Origin of the sequence: Pseudoalteromonas sp. Isolate6, assembly GCF_022398435.1 — a bacterium.
GTDB lineage: Bacteria > Pseudomonadota > Gammaproteobacteria > Enterobacterales > Alteromonadaceae > Pseudoalteromonas > Pseudoalteromonas galatheae.
This window is the reverse complement of sequence record NZ_JAKEVK010000023.1, coordinates 1-14,044: the sequence shown is the minus strand read 5'-3', so window position 1 is coordinate 14,044 and position 14,044 is coordinate 1. Positions and strand designations below refer to the sequence as shown.

Below are 14,044 nucleotides of genomic sequence, written 5' to 3'. Positions count from 1 at the left end.
ACTAGACGTAATACATTGCCATGAGTTTACGATTTTGTCCAAGATAACTAGATAAGCGAGAAGCAAGTTCAGGAGGTAATTCTCGTGAATTGCGTTGAAACCCAAGGGAGAGATAAAAGTCACTTAAATGGCAATACGCAAAAGTATAAATTATCTGTCGTGACTGCTCACTGCGAAACTGCTTAATTGCGGATTCAATGAGTGTTTTCGCGATACCTTGGTTTCTGCGCTGTGGCGCAACATAAACGCCAACAAGCAACCAGTTGCCGTCTACAGGTTGCAAACGGCAAGCTGCGATAATTTCACTGCCATCTTTTACCACTGACACTTTGTCGTGTTTTGCAGCACGCCCACGAACTCGGTGTGCATCATAAAATTTATTTACAAGCGGCGTCATAATAGCCGGAAGCAATTCAACTTTATACATTAAGCAAGCATTAGGCTCAGGTAATATTCAAATTTTTGCTTTAGCGTGTCCTGCTCCGATAGCGGCCTTTGATTAATCGTGTCATAAATAGCCTCCCTGCTTTTTTTGCCTCGTTTAATTTGATAAGCCCAAAACGACGCTTCATATTCAAGTTGAATTTGGTACTTTTCTTGTCTGGGCAGCAAACACAGATTATAGCTCATTACACATCATTCAATTTTCAGCAAAGGATAGACCAAGTGTATCACAAGCCACTACCGCTATTGCAGCAAAATCGAGTTTTATCTGGTTTTGAGTAAAGCGTGATACTGTGCCTTTTATTGTAAAAATTATGTATACTTAACGACATTACAACTTTAGGGTAGCGCATCAAAGGAGTTGGATTGAAAGCGGTATTACTGTGTTTATTATTGATAGTTTCGACTGTGGTTCATGCAGCCAATGACATACCAAATGTGATGCGCTTCAATAAGCCACCACAAACCCCTCAAGCACGCTATGTAATAGAACTCATGGGAATGGTTTATCATGAACTCGGCGTAGAGCTACGCCTTGAAGAATTTAACCATAAGGGCTCTTTAATTGCAGCTAATGCAGGTAATTTAGATGGGCAACTGGCTCGCGTTGCCAGTGTTGAAACAGAGTATCCGAACCTACGACGGGTTGACTACGCTTTGTTTCAGTTTAACTTACAATTTTTAAGCCTTTGCAGCCACTGTGATCTAAAAGCAGTTAGCTCTTTGACCATCCGAAGCGGCTACCCCGTAGCCACGGCCTATTTGGCTGAACACCATATACAAGCTTATATTATTGATGTTAAAAGTGCGGTGACACAACTCAACCTAGTTGTGCAACGGCAGGTTGAAGGCGCGCTTATTCTTGACTTTCATTTGAAGCCGCATTTAAAAAATATCAACGAAGAAACATTGCAAATAAAAAACTTAGCTGTTGTTGAAAGCTTTCATTTTGTGCATAAACGCTATGAGCATTTAATCCCACTTATCAAAGCAAAACTAGAAGAGTTTGAGCATGAAGGAATAATAGAAATGCTTAGAGCTAAATATCAAATTTAAAGTTCTCTGCTGTTTGATCATCAGCTTGATCCGCTTTTGATTTACGTTGCAAGTACCGTTTGTAACGCTGTTGACACAACGCAATAACTCTACGTTTTTGCTCGTTACTAAGATTATTCCACTCAAAACGCTCCTCTCGACTACGATAACAACCTTTACAATAGCCGCGATTATTTACCTGACAGATCCCCTTACACGGACTTGGGATCTCAAATATCTCAATTTGTTCCATGTACACTCAACACCTTTGCCCCTTGTCTAAGCATACTGGTTAGAAACTAGTCTGCCAAGGTTATAAGGAGCGAGTTACAACCTTGGGCCCCAAAAACAAAAAACCCAGCGCGAGGCTGGGTTTTTGAAAAGCTTAGAAAAACTTACTTTTTCTTCACGGCTTTTTTGTTTGGAAGGTCAGTAATTGAACCTTCGAAGATTTCAGCAGCTAGACCAATTGACTCGTTCAGCGTTGGGTGAGCGTGGATAGTAAGCGCTAGGTCTTCACCATCAGCACCCATCTCTACTGCTAGGCCGATTTCACCAAGCATTTCACCAGCGTTGATACCAACCATAGCACCACCGATCACACGACCTGACTCTTTATCAAAGATAAGCTTAGTTGAACCTTCAGTACGTGCAGAAGCAATCGCGCGACCAGAAGCCGCCCACGGGAATACCGCAGTTTCAATGCTTAGACCTTGCTCTTTTGCTTCTTTCTCAGTCACACCAACCCAAGCAATTTCTGGATCTGTGTATGCAATTGAAGGAATACATTTAGGATCGAAGTAGTGCTTCTTACCAGAGATAACTTCAGCAGCAACGTGACCTTCGTGAACCGCTTTGTGTGCAAGCATAGGTTGACCTACGATGTCACCGATAGCGAAGATGTGATCAACGTTGGTTTTCATTTGCTTGTCAGTGCTGATAAAGCCACGCTCATCAACATTTACGCCCGCTTTGTCAGCGTCGATTAGCTTACCATTTGGTGTACGACCAACAGCAACTAGTACTTTGTCATAACGAACTTGGCCTTCTGGTGCTTGCTTGCCTTCGAAAGATACGTAGATACCGTCTTCTTTCGCTTCAACAGCAACCACTTTAGTAGAAAGCATCACGTTAAACTTGTCTTTAACGTACTTTTGGTAAATCTTGATAACGTCTTTGTCAGCCGCTGGTACTAGTTGATCAGCAAACTCAACTACGTCAATTGCTGAACCTAGTGAACGGTAAACAGTACCCATTTCAAGACCAATGATACCGCCACCTAGTACAAGTAGCTTTTCAGGCACGTCTTTAAGCTCAAGTGCACCAGTCGAATCAATGATACGCTCATCTTCAGGAATGAAAGGTAAGCTTACAGGTTGAGAACCTGCTGCAATAATTGCATTATCGAAAGTTACCGTCTTCGCGCCGTCAGCACCTTCAACCGCAATGGTGTTAGAACCTGTGAACTTACCGTAGCCGTTAACTACAGTAACTTTACGCATCTTAGCCATACCGCTAAGGCCGCCAGTTAGCTGACCAATTACAGACTCTTTCCATGAACGGATTTTGTCTAGGTCGATTTGTGGAGCACCGAAAGAAACACCGTGAGAAGCCATTTCAGCTGCATCGTCGATTACTTTTGCAACGTGAAGAAGGGCTTTTGAAGGGATACAACCAACGTTCAAGCACACACCACCTAGCGTGTCGCGAGATTCGATTAGTGTAACGTCTAAACCTAAGTCTGCTGCACGGAATGCCGCAGAGTAACCACCAGGACCACCGCCTAGTACAACAACTTGAGTTTTGATTTCGTTGCTCATGTTATTACCTTAACTGTTATTTGAACGGGTTTACTCGTCGAGAGTAGCCGACCCAAAGTGCCTGCCAAACACCCGATTCGGGGCACAGGGCAGAGAGAGTTATTATTGCTCGAAAGTGTATCATTCACACTCTCTATTGTCCCGCCTAAATATCAAGCGGAACAACAAAATACAAGAAAACCGCATCACCTAAGTGATGCGGTTTCTATTCTTACATTACTAACTGGCGAATATCGCTTAGGTAGTTTGCAAGTGTCACAGTAAAGCGAGCTGCTAGTGCGCCGTCAATGACACGATGGTCGTATGAACAGCTTAGCGGCACCATTAGGCGCGGCTCAAACTCTTTACCATTCCATTTCGGTTTGAAGTCTGACTTAGACACACCAAGAATCGCCACTTCAGGGGCGTTAACGATTGGCGTAAACGCCGTACCGCCGATCCCGCCAAGGCTTGAAATAGTGAAGCAGCCACCCTGCATGTCAGAAGATGTCAGCTTACCATCACGTGCTTTCTTAGAGATTTCCATCAACTCGCGTGATAACTCAATGATGCCTTTTTTATTCACGTCGCGAACAACAGGAACTACAAGACCATTTGGTGTATCAACTGCGATACCGATATGAACATACTTCTTCAGAATTAAGCTCTCACCATCTTCAGATAGTGAAGAGTTAAACGTTGGGAAGTCTTCAAGTGCTTTTGCAGCGGCTTTCATCACGAATACTAATGGCGTGATCTTCACACCCATTTTCTTCTTCTCAGCAAGCACATTCTGTTCTTTACGGAACGCTTCAAGCTCAGTGATATCGGCTTCGTCAAACTGTGTAACATGTGGGATTTGTACCCAGTTACGGTGAAGGTTTGCACCTGATAGCTTATTGATGCGAGAAAGCTTCTTCTCTTCAACTTCACCAAACTTGCTGAAGTCTACTTTTGGCCAAGGAATAAGACCAAGTTCACCGCCACCGGTGTTGCCGCCTTTTGCGACTTGACCAGACTCAACTTGCTTAACCAGCTCTTTCACGTAGTTTTGTACGTCTTCTTTTAGTACACGGTTCTTACGACCTGTACCTTTAACGCGAGCTAGGTTAACCCCAAACTCACGCGCTAGACGACGTACCACAGGTGATGCGTGGGCATATTGATCATTGGCCACAAAATCATCTTTTTGTGCAGAAGCTTTTGGTGCTTCAGATTTCGCCGCTGGAGCCGCTGATTGCGCTGGCTTTTCTTCAGCTTTAGCTGCTGCCTGAGGTGCAGGTGCCGCGCCTTTCACTTCGAATACGAAGATTAAAGAACCCGTTGATACTTTATCGCCAGCATTAACTTTGATGGCTTTAATCGTACCTGCGAACGGTGCTGGCACTTCCATTGAGGCTTTGTCGCCTTCAACCGTGATAAGCGATTGCTCTTCTTCAACGCTATCGCCTACAGCAACCATGATTTCAGTGACTTCAACTTCGTCACCACCGATATCTGGTACGTGTACTTCTTTTTCAGCTGATGCTGCTGGCGCTTGTTCCTGTGCTGGTGCTTGCGCTTCAGAAGCTGCTGGCGCATCACCGCTACCTGCAACTTCAAAAGTGAAGATCAATGAACCCGTTGACACTTTGTCACCCGCGTTGATTTTCACCTCTTTGATAGTACCAGCGAAAGGTGCAGGTACTTCCATTGAAGCCTTGTCGCCTTCAACCGTGATAAGTGATTGCTCTTCTTCAACAACATCACCAGCTGCCACTAAGATTTCTGTGACTTCAACTTCATCGCCACCAATATCTGGTACATGAACTTCTTTTACTTCTGTTTGACCTGAAGTGCTGGCTTCTGGCTTGGCTTCTTCCGCTGGCTGTTCTGCAGCTGTTTCTTCACCTGCTGCTTCAAAAACCATAATCAAAGAACCTGTCGAGACTTTATCGCCTTCGGCTATTTTGATTTCTTTCACCGTACCTGCCACAGAGGCAGGTACTTCCATTGATGCTTTGTCGCCTTCAACCGTGATAAGCGATTGCTCTTCTGCAACCGTGTCACCTACGCTTACTAGGATCTCGGTTACTTCAACCTCATCGGCACCAATATCTGGAACATGAATTTCGATTGCCATTACTCGTCCTCTTATGCGTAAAGTGGGTTAGTTTTGGTGGTGTCGATATCAAATTTCTTGATAGCGTCAGTCACAGCTGATTTTTCAATCTTGCCTTGCTTAACTAGCTCACCAAGTGCAGCAACTACTACGTAACCTGCGTTCACTTCAAAGTGACGACGTAGGTTTTCACGGCTGTCTGAACGACCGTAGCCATCTGTGCCAAGTACTTTGTAAGATGCGCTCGGCATAAATGCACGTACTTGATCAGCATAGTTTTTCATGTAATCGGTAGCTGCAATTGCTGGCGCATCACCAAGCACACTCGTGATATAAGGTACTTTTTGCTCTGCTTCTGGATTTAGCATGTTAAAGCGCTCAGCATCTTGACCGTCACGAGCAAGCTCGTTGAATGACGTTACAGAGAATACATCAGAACCGATACCGTAGTCGTCGCTTAGAATTTGCGCCGCTTTACGTACTTCGTTCAAGATAGTACCAGAGCCCATTAACTGAACCTGTGCTTTGTCGCCAGTGTAGCTTTCAAGCTTGTAAATACCCTTACGAATACCTTCTTCAGCGCCTTCTGGCATTGCAGGTTGATGGTAGTTTTCGTTCATGAGCGTTAGGTAGTAGAACACGTTCTCTTGCTCTGGACCGTACATACGACGGATACCATCTTGCAAAATAACCGCTACTTCAAATGCAAACGTTGGGTCGTAAGAAATACAGTTAGGCACCGTACCTGCTTGAATGTGCGAGTGACCGTCTTCGTGCTGTAGACCTTCACCATTTAGCGTTGTACGACCAGCGGTTGCACCAAGTAGGAAGCCGCGCGCTTGTTGATCGCCCGCCATCCACGCCATATCACCTACACGTTGGAAACCAAACATTGAGTAGTAGATATAGAACGGGATCATTGGCAAATCGTTGGTGCTGTATGAGGTTGCCGCAGCCACCCATGAAGACATTGCACCTAGCTCATTGATACCTTCTTGTAGTACCTGACCAGAGGTTGCTTCTTTGTAGTAAGAAACAATATCGCGGTCTTCAGGCTTGTAGTTTTGGCCATGTGGGTTATAAATACCGATTTGACGGAATAAACCTTCCATACCAAAAGTACGTGCTTCGTCAGCAATAATAGGTACGATATTTTTACCGATGCTCTTATCTTTTAGTAAGATGTTTAATGCACGAACATATGCCATCGTTGTAGAAATATCACGCTTTTGCTCTTCTAGAAGCGGTTTGAATGCATCTAACTCTGGTAGCGTTAACGTTTCTGTGAAATTAGGCAAACGCTTAGGCGTGTAACCATGAAGGGCGTTACGGCGAGCATGTAAATACTCGTGCTCTTTTGAGCCCTCTTCTAGCGTTAAGTATGGTAGGTCTTGTAATTGCTCGTCAGACACTAAGTCATCTAGACCTAGACGTGAACGTAGATGCGCTACGTGCGTCATGTCCATTTTCTTAACTTGGTGAGCAATGTTCTTACCTTCAGCCGCAGCACCCATGCCGTAACCTTTTACCGTTTTAGCTAAGATAACTGTTGGACGACCTTTGGTGTCTTGCGCCGCTTTAAACGCCGCGAATAGTTTAGACGGCTCGTGACCACCGCGCTTCAACGCAAAGATTTCTTCGTCAGTCATATCAGCAACCAATGCTGCAGTTTCTGGGTAACGACCAAAGAAGTGCTCACGTACGAACGCACCATCTTTTGATTTGTAGGTTTGGTAATCGCCATCAACTGTTTCGTTCATCAGTTGTAGTAATTTACCTGTGGTGTCTTTAGCCAGTAGTTTGTCCCAACCAGAACCCCAAACCACTTTGATCACGTTCCAACCAGCACCTTTAAATAGGCCTTCTAGCTCCTGAATGATCTTACCGTTACCCATTACTGGGCCGTCAAGACGCTGTAGGTTACAGTTGATTAGATAGCATAGATTGTCTAGCTTTTCACGGGCAGCGAATGAAATTGCACCACGTGATTCTGGCTCGTCCATTTCACCATCACCAAGGAAGGCATAAACGCGTTGCTCAGAGGTGTCTTTTAGTCCACGGCCATCTAGGTATTTAAGGAAGCGCGCTTGATAGATAGACGCGATTGGACCTAGACCCATAGAAACCGTTGGGAACTGCCAGAATTCAGGCATTAATTTAGGGTGTGGGTATGAAGAAATACCGTTACCGTCTACTTCCTGACGGAAGTTGTCTAGCTGTTCAGCGCTTAGGCGGCCTTCGACAAACGCACGAGCATAAATACCCGGAGAAATGTGGCCTTGGTAATATACTAAGTCACCACCGTCCTTCTCGTTTGGTGCACGGAAGAAGTGGTTGAAACACATTTCATAGAATGCAGCTGACGACTGGTAAGAGGCCATATGCCCGCCCAGCTCAAGATCTTTCTTCGACGCACGAAGTACGATCATGATCGCATTCCAACGGATGATAGAGCGAATACGACGCTCAAGGTTCACATCCCCTGGATACGCAGGTTCTTGATCTGCTGGGATAGTGTTGACATAGTTAGTCGTAGTGCCTGTTGGCATATCTACGCCATCAAGACGCGCTTGCTCTAATACTTGCTCTAACAAGAACTGAGCGCGCTCTACGCCTTCTTCTTTTACGACCGACTCAAGCGCCTGTAACCATTCTTGGGTTTCTAGCGCGTCTACGTCAATTTTATTGACTTCAGACATATGGAGTGTTCCTTATGTTTAAAATACGAATTTATTCTATTTGTGCCAATTCTTACTGAATCAAGCCCGATTACTGCTGTTTTGTTCTACGCAGTGAGCGCTCTATTCGCGAACGCTCTTTACCGGCTTCTAATAACGCTTCTTCGATAAAGGCTAAGTGGGCGTTACTAGCAAGTCTTGCTTGTTCAGGATTACCATTGATCACCGCATCTAATAACAACTTTCTGTGCTCACCGAGCTGCTCACTCACGTCTGATTTTTGCACCAAGACGGTTAAGTTTTGCAACACGTTTTGCTCAAGCAGTGACTGCATCCCTTTTACAAGATGAAGCAAGACGACGTTGTGCGACGCTTCCGCAACGGCAAAGTGAAAAGCATTAATTGCTCTTGCCTTTTGCATCAGGTCATCACCTATCTGTGCAATATTGTCAAAGCTTTGTTGTACCTTTGCAAAGTCATTCTCTGTGCCCCTGAGCGCCGCATAGTAGGCTGCAATGCCCTCTAGTGCATGACGGAACTCAAGTAAATCGAACTGAGATTCAGGGTGTTTACTGATCAAGTCGAATAATGGATCAGTCAGCCCCTCTTCGAGCTGATTCTTAACATACGTACCACCACCTTGACGACGGGTTACAAGCCCCTTTGCTTCCAATTTCTGGATAGCCTCACGTAGTGATGGACGCGACACTTCAAATTGCTTAGCTAGCTCACGCTCAGGCGGCAACTTTTCACCCGGTAATAACGAGCCCTCGAGGATCATATTCTCAAGCTGTTCTAGTATTACGTCCGATAGTTTTGCTGCTTTAATCTTTAAAGACATTGAAATAACGCCAATTTTTTATGATGTGACCTAGCCAGACTGCTGACTTATTTTAATCAATTTGGTAAGAATTAACTTCATAGGTAAATTGGTCATACCAAATTTGCACAATACGTTATCAAAATCCATGACAACTGTCAAAATTCAGCCCAATTCAATAAATAGCTGAGTGTAAAAACAACAGTTGAAGTGCATAAACTTTAACCAAGAATTAGCAAAATTTAAAAGGTGATTTAAATGGTCAGACCAGATGGTAATATTCTATTTAACTCTAAATAAAACTATCAGAAAGGCGCTTTGGATAGGCAAGTCTTAATCTAAAGCAGCCAATGAGATTCAAGATAGCCTTTACGGTTGTTGGCTGCAAAGCATGCTTTAAAAACCACTGAATACACCATTAGGCTTTACGTGTAATAACATTCTTTATGCTTGATATATCGTTAAAATAGGCAACAGGCTATGAAAAATATTAAAACCGAATTTGGGTTCTCACTTATGAATGATTTTGCAACGAATCAGGACATTATTTGGTTTTAGCAAAGCCAAAAAGCAATCAATCGGTAAACACACGAGAGCAGCGAGCACGATATTGAGCAACATAGTCTTCATCCCCCCACAGCTTTTTAAGCCCTTCATTATACAGTTTGACATATTCACTGTGATGCTTATTAATAAGCAAATAGCCTTTTTGAATAAAAGCCGGGACCGCTTGCGCCACTAATAACTGGGCTTCTTGAGCTGGCAGCTCCTGCTGATAGGATTTCGCCGACTTTTCATCCATAACCATTATATCTGCACGGTTTCGTAGGATCAGTGCCACATTTTTACTGGTATACGTGGCGTATGAGGTTTTGATTTCAAGCGTCTCTATCGCCTCTAGCATAGAGGGCGGATAAGTTAATCCTTGATTGAGCAACAACCTAAATGGCTTAAGATCTGCGTAACTCGTATAGGTAAATGCTAGATCTCGATGATGATAAAAACGTGCTGTTTCTTCGGTAAGTGGATATTGTGTATAAATATAGTCTTTACTCCTTTGCTCACTATAATACCAATAGGCGCTACCAATGTAAGCCGCCTTCATACCTTCTTGATAAGCACGCTCCCAAGGCATAAATAAAAACCGAACTTTAATATCAGAGAGCGCAAAGACATCTCTGATCACCACAGCCACACAACCTTGATCTTGTTTTGTTTGATCTAAGTACGGCGGCCATTGCCCCGTCGTAATATTCACCTGAGCCTCGAGTGCGCTCGTACTCGCACAACACAGCAAAACTAACGGCCAAACCACTTTCATCTGCATACTCTGTTATTTTTTCAAAAAGTATAGGCAACGAATTAAGTTATGGGTACATTGTTGTAGAAAAAAGAATGATACATAAAGCAAGCAATACACTTTATGACACACTAAACTGACTGTTATTTAACGGTTTGGGAATAAGTAGATAATCAAATTACCCATTGCCAAACTTACCGATAATCGAGTATAACCAAAGTCTCCGGACAGGTATTACACAAGGATATCACTTTGGTTTGGCGGATCTTTGTCCTACTATTTATCATCACACTGATATTGTTTGCACTTTATTTTATCTATCCAAGTGCCGCAGCAAACTCGATGAGGTCTATCAAACCTTTATTGACTGAATTCGGCATACAGCTTGAAACCCATACAGAAACACACTTAAGTCATCCTGATATCGCTCAGCCCCCAACGGTTGCACCGCCAAAAATAACAAGACAACACCTATCTGAAGTACCAGACAAAACCTTTTATAGCCTAAACGGACACAGTGATATTGTTAATATGTTCAGTGGTATCTCAACACCTACCTGCGGAGCACTAAAGCGCGAGGTATTTTCCTTGCAAACACAATTCAACGACATTGAGAATTTTAAACTTAATCTAACGGGTGAACCCGTGAGCCCTTATGTTGAGTATCAGGCGCAGCAAGCTCTCAACGTGGTGTATATGATGTTTAAGCACTTTTTTAACCAATTAGCGCATAAAAAAGCCTTATCTCCCATACAATTGAACATGCATATTACCGCCAATGATACTGACTACAATGAGTTAATTCTCTCTCGCGATGCAGAGCCAGCCGGTACTTTAGGCATGTACTTCTTGTTTCAAAATCAGGGCTTTATTAATGGCAGTCGCACTGAGGAAGAAACGCTAAGAACACTTATCCATGAGTCCGTGCATGCCCTAGTTTTTTACTATTTCGGCGTAACCCCTCGCTGGGTAACAGAAGGCTTAGCCGAGTATTTTGAGCACCTAAGAATTACCGATACGGGTCAATTTTCGATTTACCTCTCTGATGAAGACTGGTTGACAAAAGAAGGGATTTTGAAATCCCGCTTTGCCAAGCTTGATATTAACACCCTATTCAATAGCGAAAATCAGTGGCAAACCATGCAAAGTACCACCTTATATGCCAATAGTTACCTATTTACGGGATTTATGGTCGAGCACAACAGCAACGCTTTTTTCGAGTATTTACGACAAGAAAGCAGCAATCCGTGCAATATTGTACCTGCACAAAACATCGAACAGCTCTTTCGTAACTTTAATGAAAACGTCGAGTCACAATTTGAGGGATGGCGTAGCACGCCTCGCCAAATTCAAAACGGCGCATGGCAATAACTCTCCCTATTTAATATCAAAGTGCATCCATGTGCTCCTCGTCCATTCTTTTTAAACGACGAAAAAGAACGAACCAAGAAAACGTCGCCCCAACATCACACTTAATCCTCAAACCTTAAGCCGATATATAATACCAATTGCACTAAGTCTCCAATCAATTTGAAGGGTGAAATACCATATTAGCGTCGTTAAAAATTTCTCATTTAGAGCAACTAAATAGCAAAATTTTTGCCTAGCTACTAAAGCTATTTCTCCGCTTCAAATGGCTCATTTACCTAATACAATTGGTATCGCAACCGTCTTGTAAGGCACGTCCATGATACCTGACAAGACTTGGCCGACATCCTGTCGGCACATTGCATATCGGCTTATGCTTTTCGGGTGTGATGGAGGGGGAATAAAGTTGCTTGTAAGATCTTCTACGATTTCAGCAAGTAAGTTGTTTGTAACAGCTAAAATAAACTATCAGCATAGCCTCCTAACTCACGGTGCAAATAGTTTTGTGGGAGGCAGTTCACCTGCCGAGAAGTATGATTTTCGGGTAAAGAGGAACAGCCCTTTCTTTTACGCAACGATTCTTTGGGCATCAAAGAAAAGTAGTTCGTGACCCATGGATGGGCCTCGAAGCCTGCCAGAAACGCGGGCGGACTTAACTCATAGTCTCGAGTAACTGAAGAAATCACCTGCCATGGTACGTCTCATCGCGCATATTATTTCGGCACACTTAGCAAATATAACAGTTGTAGCAAAGACCCTTCACAAACCGCCGCGTCGGCATTTTCTACCACTTTTGGCTTGCCATGGATCGCCACACCTAGTTGGGCTTTTGCCATCATCACTAAGTCATTTGCGCCATCACCAATGGCAACGGTTTGAGTTATTGGGATCGCATACTGGGTTGCAAGTTGACCTAGCACTGCCGCCTTTTTGTCGGCATCTACGATATCACCTAGCACTTTGCCGGTAAGCTGCTCATTTTCCACCTCTAGAGTATTAGCAAATACAGCGTCTAGTTGGAGTGGCTCAATCAATGATTCTGCAAACCATGTAAAGCCACCCGAAGCGATGGCAAGGTGCCAGTGATGCTGCTTGAGCGCCTGACACAACAGTTCTATGCCGGGCATTAGCGGTAAGTTTTCTTTTAATGATTGAATTTGTGATAACGGTACGCCAGAGAGTGACGCAACGCGGCGATGTAGGCTTTCAGAAAAAGAGAGTGCACCCGCCATCGCCTGTGCGGTGACAGAAGCCACTTCGTCATATCGGTCGGCCAATCGAGCAATTTCGTCAATACATTCAATTTGAATTGCGGTGGAGTCCATGTCCATCACAAGTAGCCCCGGCTCTTCTAGAGTAGGTGCTTGTGTTATCACCGCACCTTGCGCATTAATGCTTTTGGCAAAATTTCTTACCTCAGCCTTACTCGGCAATTGCGATGCATTAAAGCGAATACCTAAAGCAACGGGGAGCTGTTCATGAGGTTGATATGCCGTAAAATAAGCCTGCTCGATAGCAAATGTTCGAAGAAATTTAGCAACTTCTACAAGGTGTTGTAATTCTATATTTGGGCCAAAAAAGCATATTGATTGAGTCGTCGTCTCAGGTAGTTGATTTACTTGAGTGAGGCTTGTGTTACCTTGGTAGCTATACCAGCGCGCTAGCGCCATGTATTCCTGAATTGGTGTGTTTAGTTCACTATTAGCGAATTGAATGATTGACGACATAAGTTGCTCCTTGATAGCGTTAAGCCGATTTTTAACATGATTGCGCTAAGCTGTCAGCACTGGACCTTAGCAAAAGCGGGCAATATGCGATAAATATGAAAAATTTACATGTATTAGAAGTGTTAAACTCGACCAGAGGACGCAGATTATTTCGTTTATGTATTGCTGCGGCTTGCCTGATCATGGTGACATGGCTTGCGTTTAATACCAGTTTTGAATCTCATCGCTTGCTCCATAACGGTGCAGATCTTACTGCAAGAAGCCTCACCAAGCAGCTCGCAAAAAATGTGGCATTGCCTCTTTCTCGTAGTGATACGCCAAGGCTGAGCGCTCTGGCAAATCACCTCGCTGGCGATGACTTTGTACTTCAAGTTGCGATTTATGATTATCAAGGGCGCTTTGTTGTGGGGAGCGACGGAAATTCCTCACCCACAGATTATCAGCAGCTACCTCAAACCTTACCGGGACTCAGTAAAACCAAGAGTATTATTTCTGAACCCGTTTATACGCCCACCGGACAGCCTCTTGGGTTCGTCAATATGGTCTATTTAACAGAAGCTGCCATGTCACAAAGCCACTCGCATTTCCACGAACTTGGACGAGTCGTTTTGCTGATGCTAGTGATCACAATGGTGTTCACATGGCAAATAGGACGGGCATTAAAACGCTGGGAAGTAAAACGTAAAATTCGCAAGAAAGTAAAAATGCTACCAGCGCCAGACAAAAGTAGTAATAAATTAGAACAAGGCTAACGCTGTTAGCTGTGTAAATA

Annotated in this window: 12 protein-coding genes; 3 read left to right on the top strand and 9 right to left on the bottom strand. The window is 43.8% G+C overall.

Features of this window, described 5'->3' with window-relative positions; all coding sequences use genetic code 11:
• Nucleotide 1 precedes the first annotated feature (1 nt).
• Both L1D50_RS05455 and L1D50_RS05450 read right to left on the bottom strand, forming a co-directional pair.
• A complete protein-coding gene (locus tag L1D50_RS05455; protein WP_128726709.1) occupies nt 2–427 on the bottom strand; it encodes a GNAT family N-acetyltransferase in 426 nt (141 codons plus the stop codon).
• Nucleotides 427–630, bottom strand: a complete 204-nt coding sequence (locus L1D50_RS05450) for a DUF3283 family protein (protein WP_010374667.1) — start codon at nt 628–630, stop codon at nt 427–429. The genes L1D50_RS05455 and L1D50_RS05450 overlap by 1 nt, the downstream gene beginning before the upstream one ends.
• 180 nt (nt 631–810) lie before the next feature.
• On the opposite strand from L1D50_RS05450, the gene L1D50_RS05445 reads away from it, so the two are divergent.
• Nucleotides 811–1,500, top strand: a complete 690-nt coding sequence (locus L1D50_RS05445) for a hypothetical protein (protein ID WP_235956573.1) — start codon at nt 811–813, stop codon at nt 1,498–1,500.
• On the opposite strand, the gene L1D50_RS05440 is transcribed toward L1D50_RS05445, so the two are convergent.
• The 6 genes from L1D50_RS05440 to L1D50_RS05415 all read right to left on the bottom strand — a co-directional run bounded on the left by L1D50_RS05440 (nt 1,484) and on the right by L1D50_RS05415 (nt 10,198).
• On the bottom strand, nt 1,484–1,732 hold the full coding sequence (locus L1D50_RS05440; RefSeq protein ID WP_128726710.1) for a DUF1289 domain-containing protein: 249 nt from the start codon (nt 1,730–1,732) through the stop codon (nt 1,484–1,486). The genes L1D50_RS05445 and L1D50_RS05440 overlap by 17 nt on opposite strands.
• A 142-nt stretch (nt 1,733–1,874) precedes the next feature.
• A complete protein-coding gene (gene lpdA / locus L1D50_RS05435; protein WP_095726763.1) occupies nt 1,875–3,299 on the bottom strand; it encodes a dihydrolipoyl dehydrogenase in 1,425 nt (474 codons plus the stop codon).
• A gap of 211 nt (nt 3,300–3,510) precedes the next feature.
• Nucleotides 3,511–5,400 carry a pyruvate dehydrogenase complex dihydrolipoyllysine-residue acetyltransferase gene (aceF, locus tag L1D50_RS05430; protein ID WP_167815427.1) on the bottom strand — a complete coding sequence of 630 codons (1,890 nt, stop codon included), beginning with the start codon at nt 5,398–5,400 and terminating at the stop codon, nt 3,511–3,513.
• Between the two features lie 11 nt (nt 5,401–5,411).
• Complete coding sequence (gene aceE / locus L1D50_RS05425; RefSeq protein ID WP_128726712.1) at nt 5,412–8,078, bottom strand: pyruvate dehydrogenase (acetyl-transferring), homodimeric type; 2,667 nt, start codon at nt 8,076–8,078, stop codon at nt 5,412–5,414.
• Nucleotides 8,079–8,148: 70 nt separating this feature from the next.
• Nucleotides 8,149–8,898: a pyruvate dehydrogenase complex transcriptional repressor PdhR gene (gene pdhR, locus L1D50_RS05420; protein ID WP_125250480.1), complete on the bottom strand. Its 750-nt coding sequence runs from the start codon at nt 8,896–8,898 to the stop codon at nt 8,149–8,151.
• Nucleotides 8,899–9,451: 553 nt separating this feature from the next.
• On the bottom strand, nt 9,452–10,198 hold the full coding sequence (locus L1D50_RS05415) for a transporter substrate-binding domain-containing protein (protein ID WP_239965653.1): 747 nt from the start codon (nt 10,196–10,198) through the stop codon (nt 9,452–9,454).
• A 231-nt stretch (nt 10,199–10,429) separates the two neighbouring features.
• On the opposite strand from L1D50_RS05415, the gene L1D50_RS05410 reads away from it, so the two are divergent.
• On the top strand, nt 10,430–11,548 hold the full coding sequence (locus tag L1D50_RS05410) for a DUF1570 domain-containing protein (protein ID WP_128726714.1): 1,119 nt from the start codon (nt 10,430–10,432) through the stop codon (nt 11,546–11,548).
• A 710-nt stretch (nt 11,549–12,258) separates the two neighbouring features.
• Here the strand turns inward: L1D50_RS05410 and serB are convergent.
• Nucleotides 12,259–13,272, bottom strand: a complete 1,014-nt coding sequence (gene serB, locus L1D50_RS05405; RefSeq protein ID WP_128726720.1) for a phosphoserine phosphatase SerB — start codon at nt 13,270–13,272, stop codon at nt 12,259–12,261.
• Nucleotides 13,273–13,367: 95 nt separating this feature from the next.
• On the opposite strand from serB, the gene L1D50_RS05400 reads away from it, so the two are divergent.
• Entirely contained in the window at nt 13,368–14,024 is a 657-nt protein-coding gene (locus tag L1D50_RS05400) for an AhpA/YtjB family protein (protein ID WP_128726721.1), read from the top strand.
• Nucleotides 14,025–14,044 lie beyond the last annotated feature (20 nt).

Coding starts and splice junctions, on each gene's coding strand:
- L1D50_RS05455 (WP_128726709.1), bottom strand. CDS start 427: ATGTATAAAGTTGAATTGCTTCCGGCTATTATGACGCCGCTTGTAAAT.
- L1D50_RS05450 (WP_010374667.1), bottom strand. CDS start 630: ATGAGCTATAATCTGTGTTTGCTGCCCAGACAAGAAAAGTACCAAATT.
- L1D50_RS05440 (WP_128726710.1), bottom strand. CDS start 1,732: ATGGAACAAATTGAGATATTTGAGATCCCAAGTCCGTGTAAGGGGATC.
- lpdA (WP_095726763.1), bottom strand. CDS start 3,299: ATGAGCAACGAAATCAAAACTCAAGTTGTTGTACTAGGCGGTGGTCCT.
- aceF (WP_167815427.1), bottom strand. CDS start 5,400: ATGGCAATCGAAATTCATGTTCCAGATATTGGTGCCGATGAGGTTGAA.
- aceE (WP_128726712.1), bottom strand. CDS start 8,078: ATGTCTGAAGTCAATAAAATTGACGTAGACGCGCTAGAAACCCAAGAA.
- pdhR (WP_125250480.1), bottom strand. CDS start 8,898: ATGTCTTTAAAGATTAAAGCAGCAAAACTATCGGACGTAATACTAGAA.
- L1D50_RS05415 (WP_239965653.1), bottom strand. CDS start 10,198: ATGAAAGTGGTTTGGCCGTTAGTTTTGCTGTGTTGTGCGAGTACGAGC.
- serB (WP_128726720.1), bottom strand. CDS start 13,272: ATGTCGTCAATCATTCAATTCGCTAATAGTGAACTAAACACACCAATT.
- L1D50_RS05400 (WP_128726721.1), top strand. CDS start 13,368: ATGAAAAATTTACATGTATTAGAAGTGTTAAACTCGACCAGAGGACGC.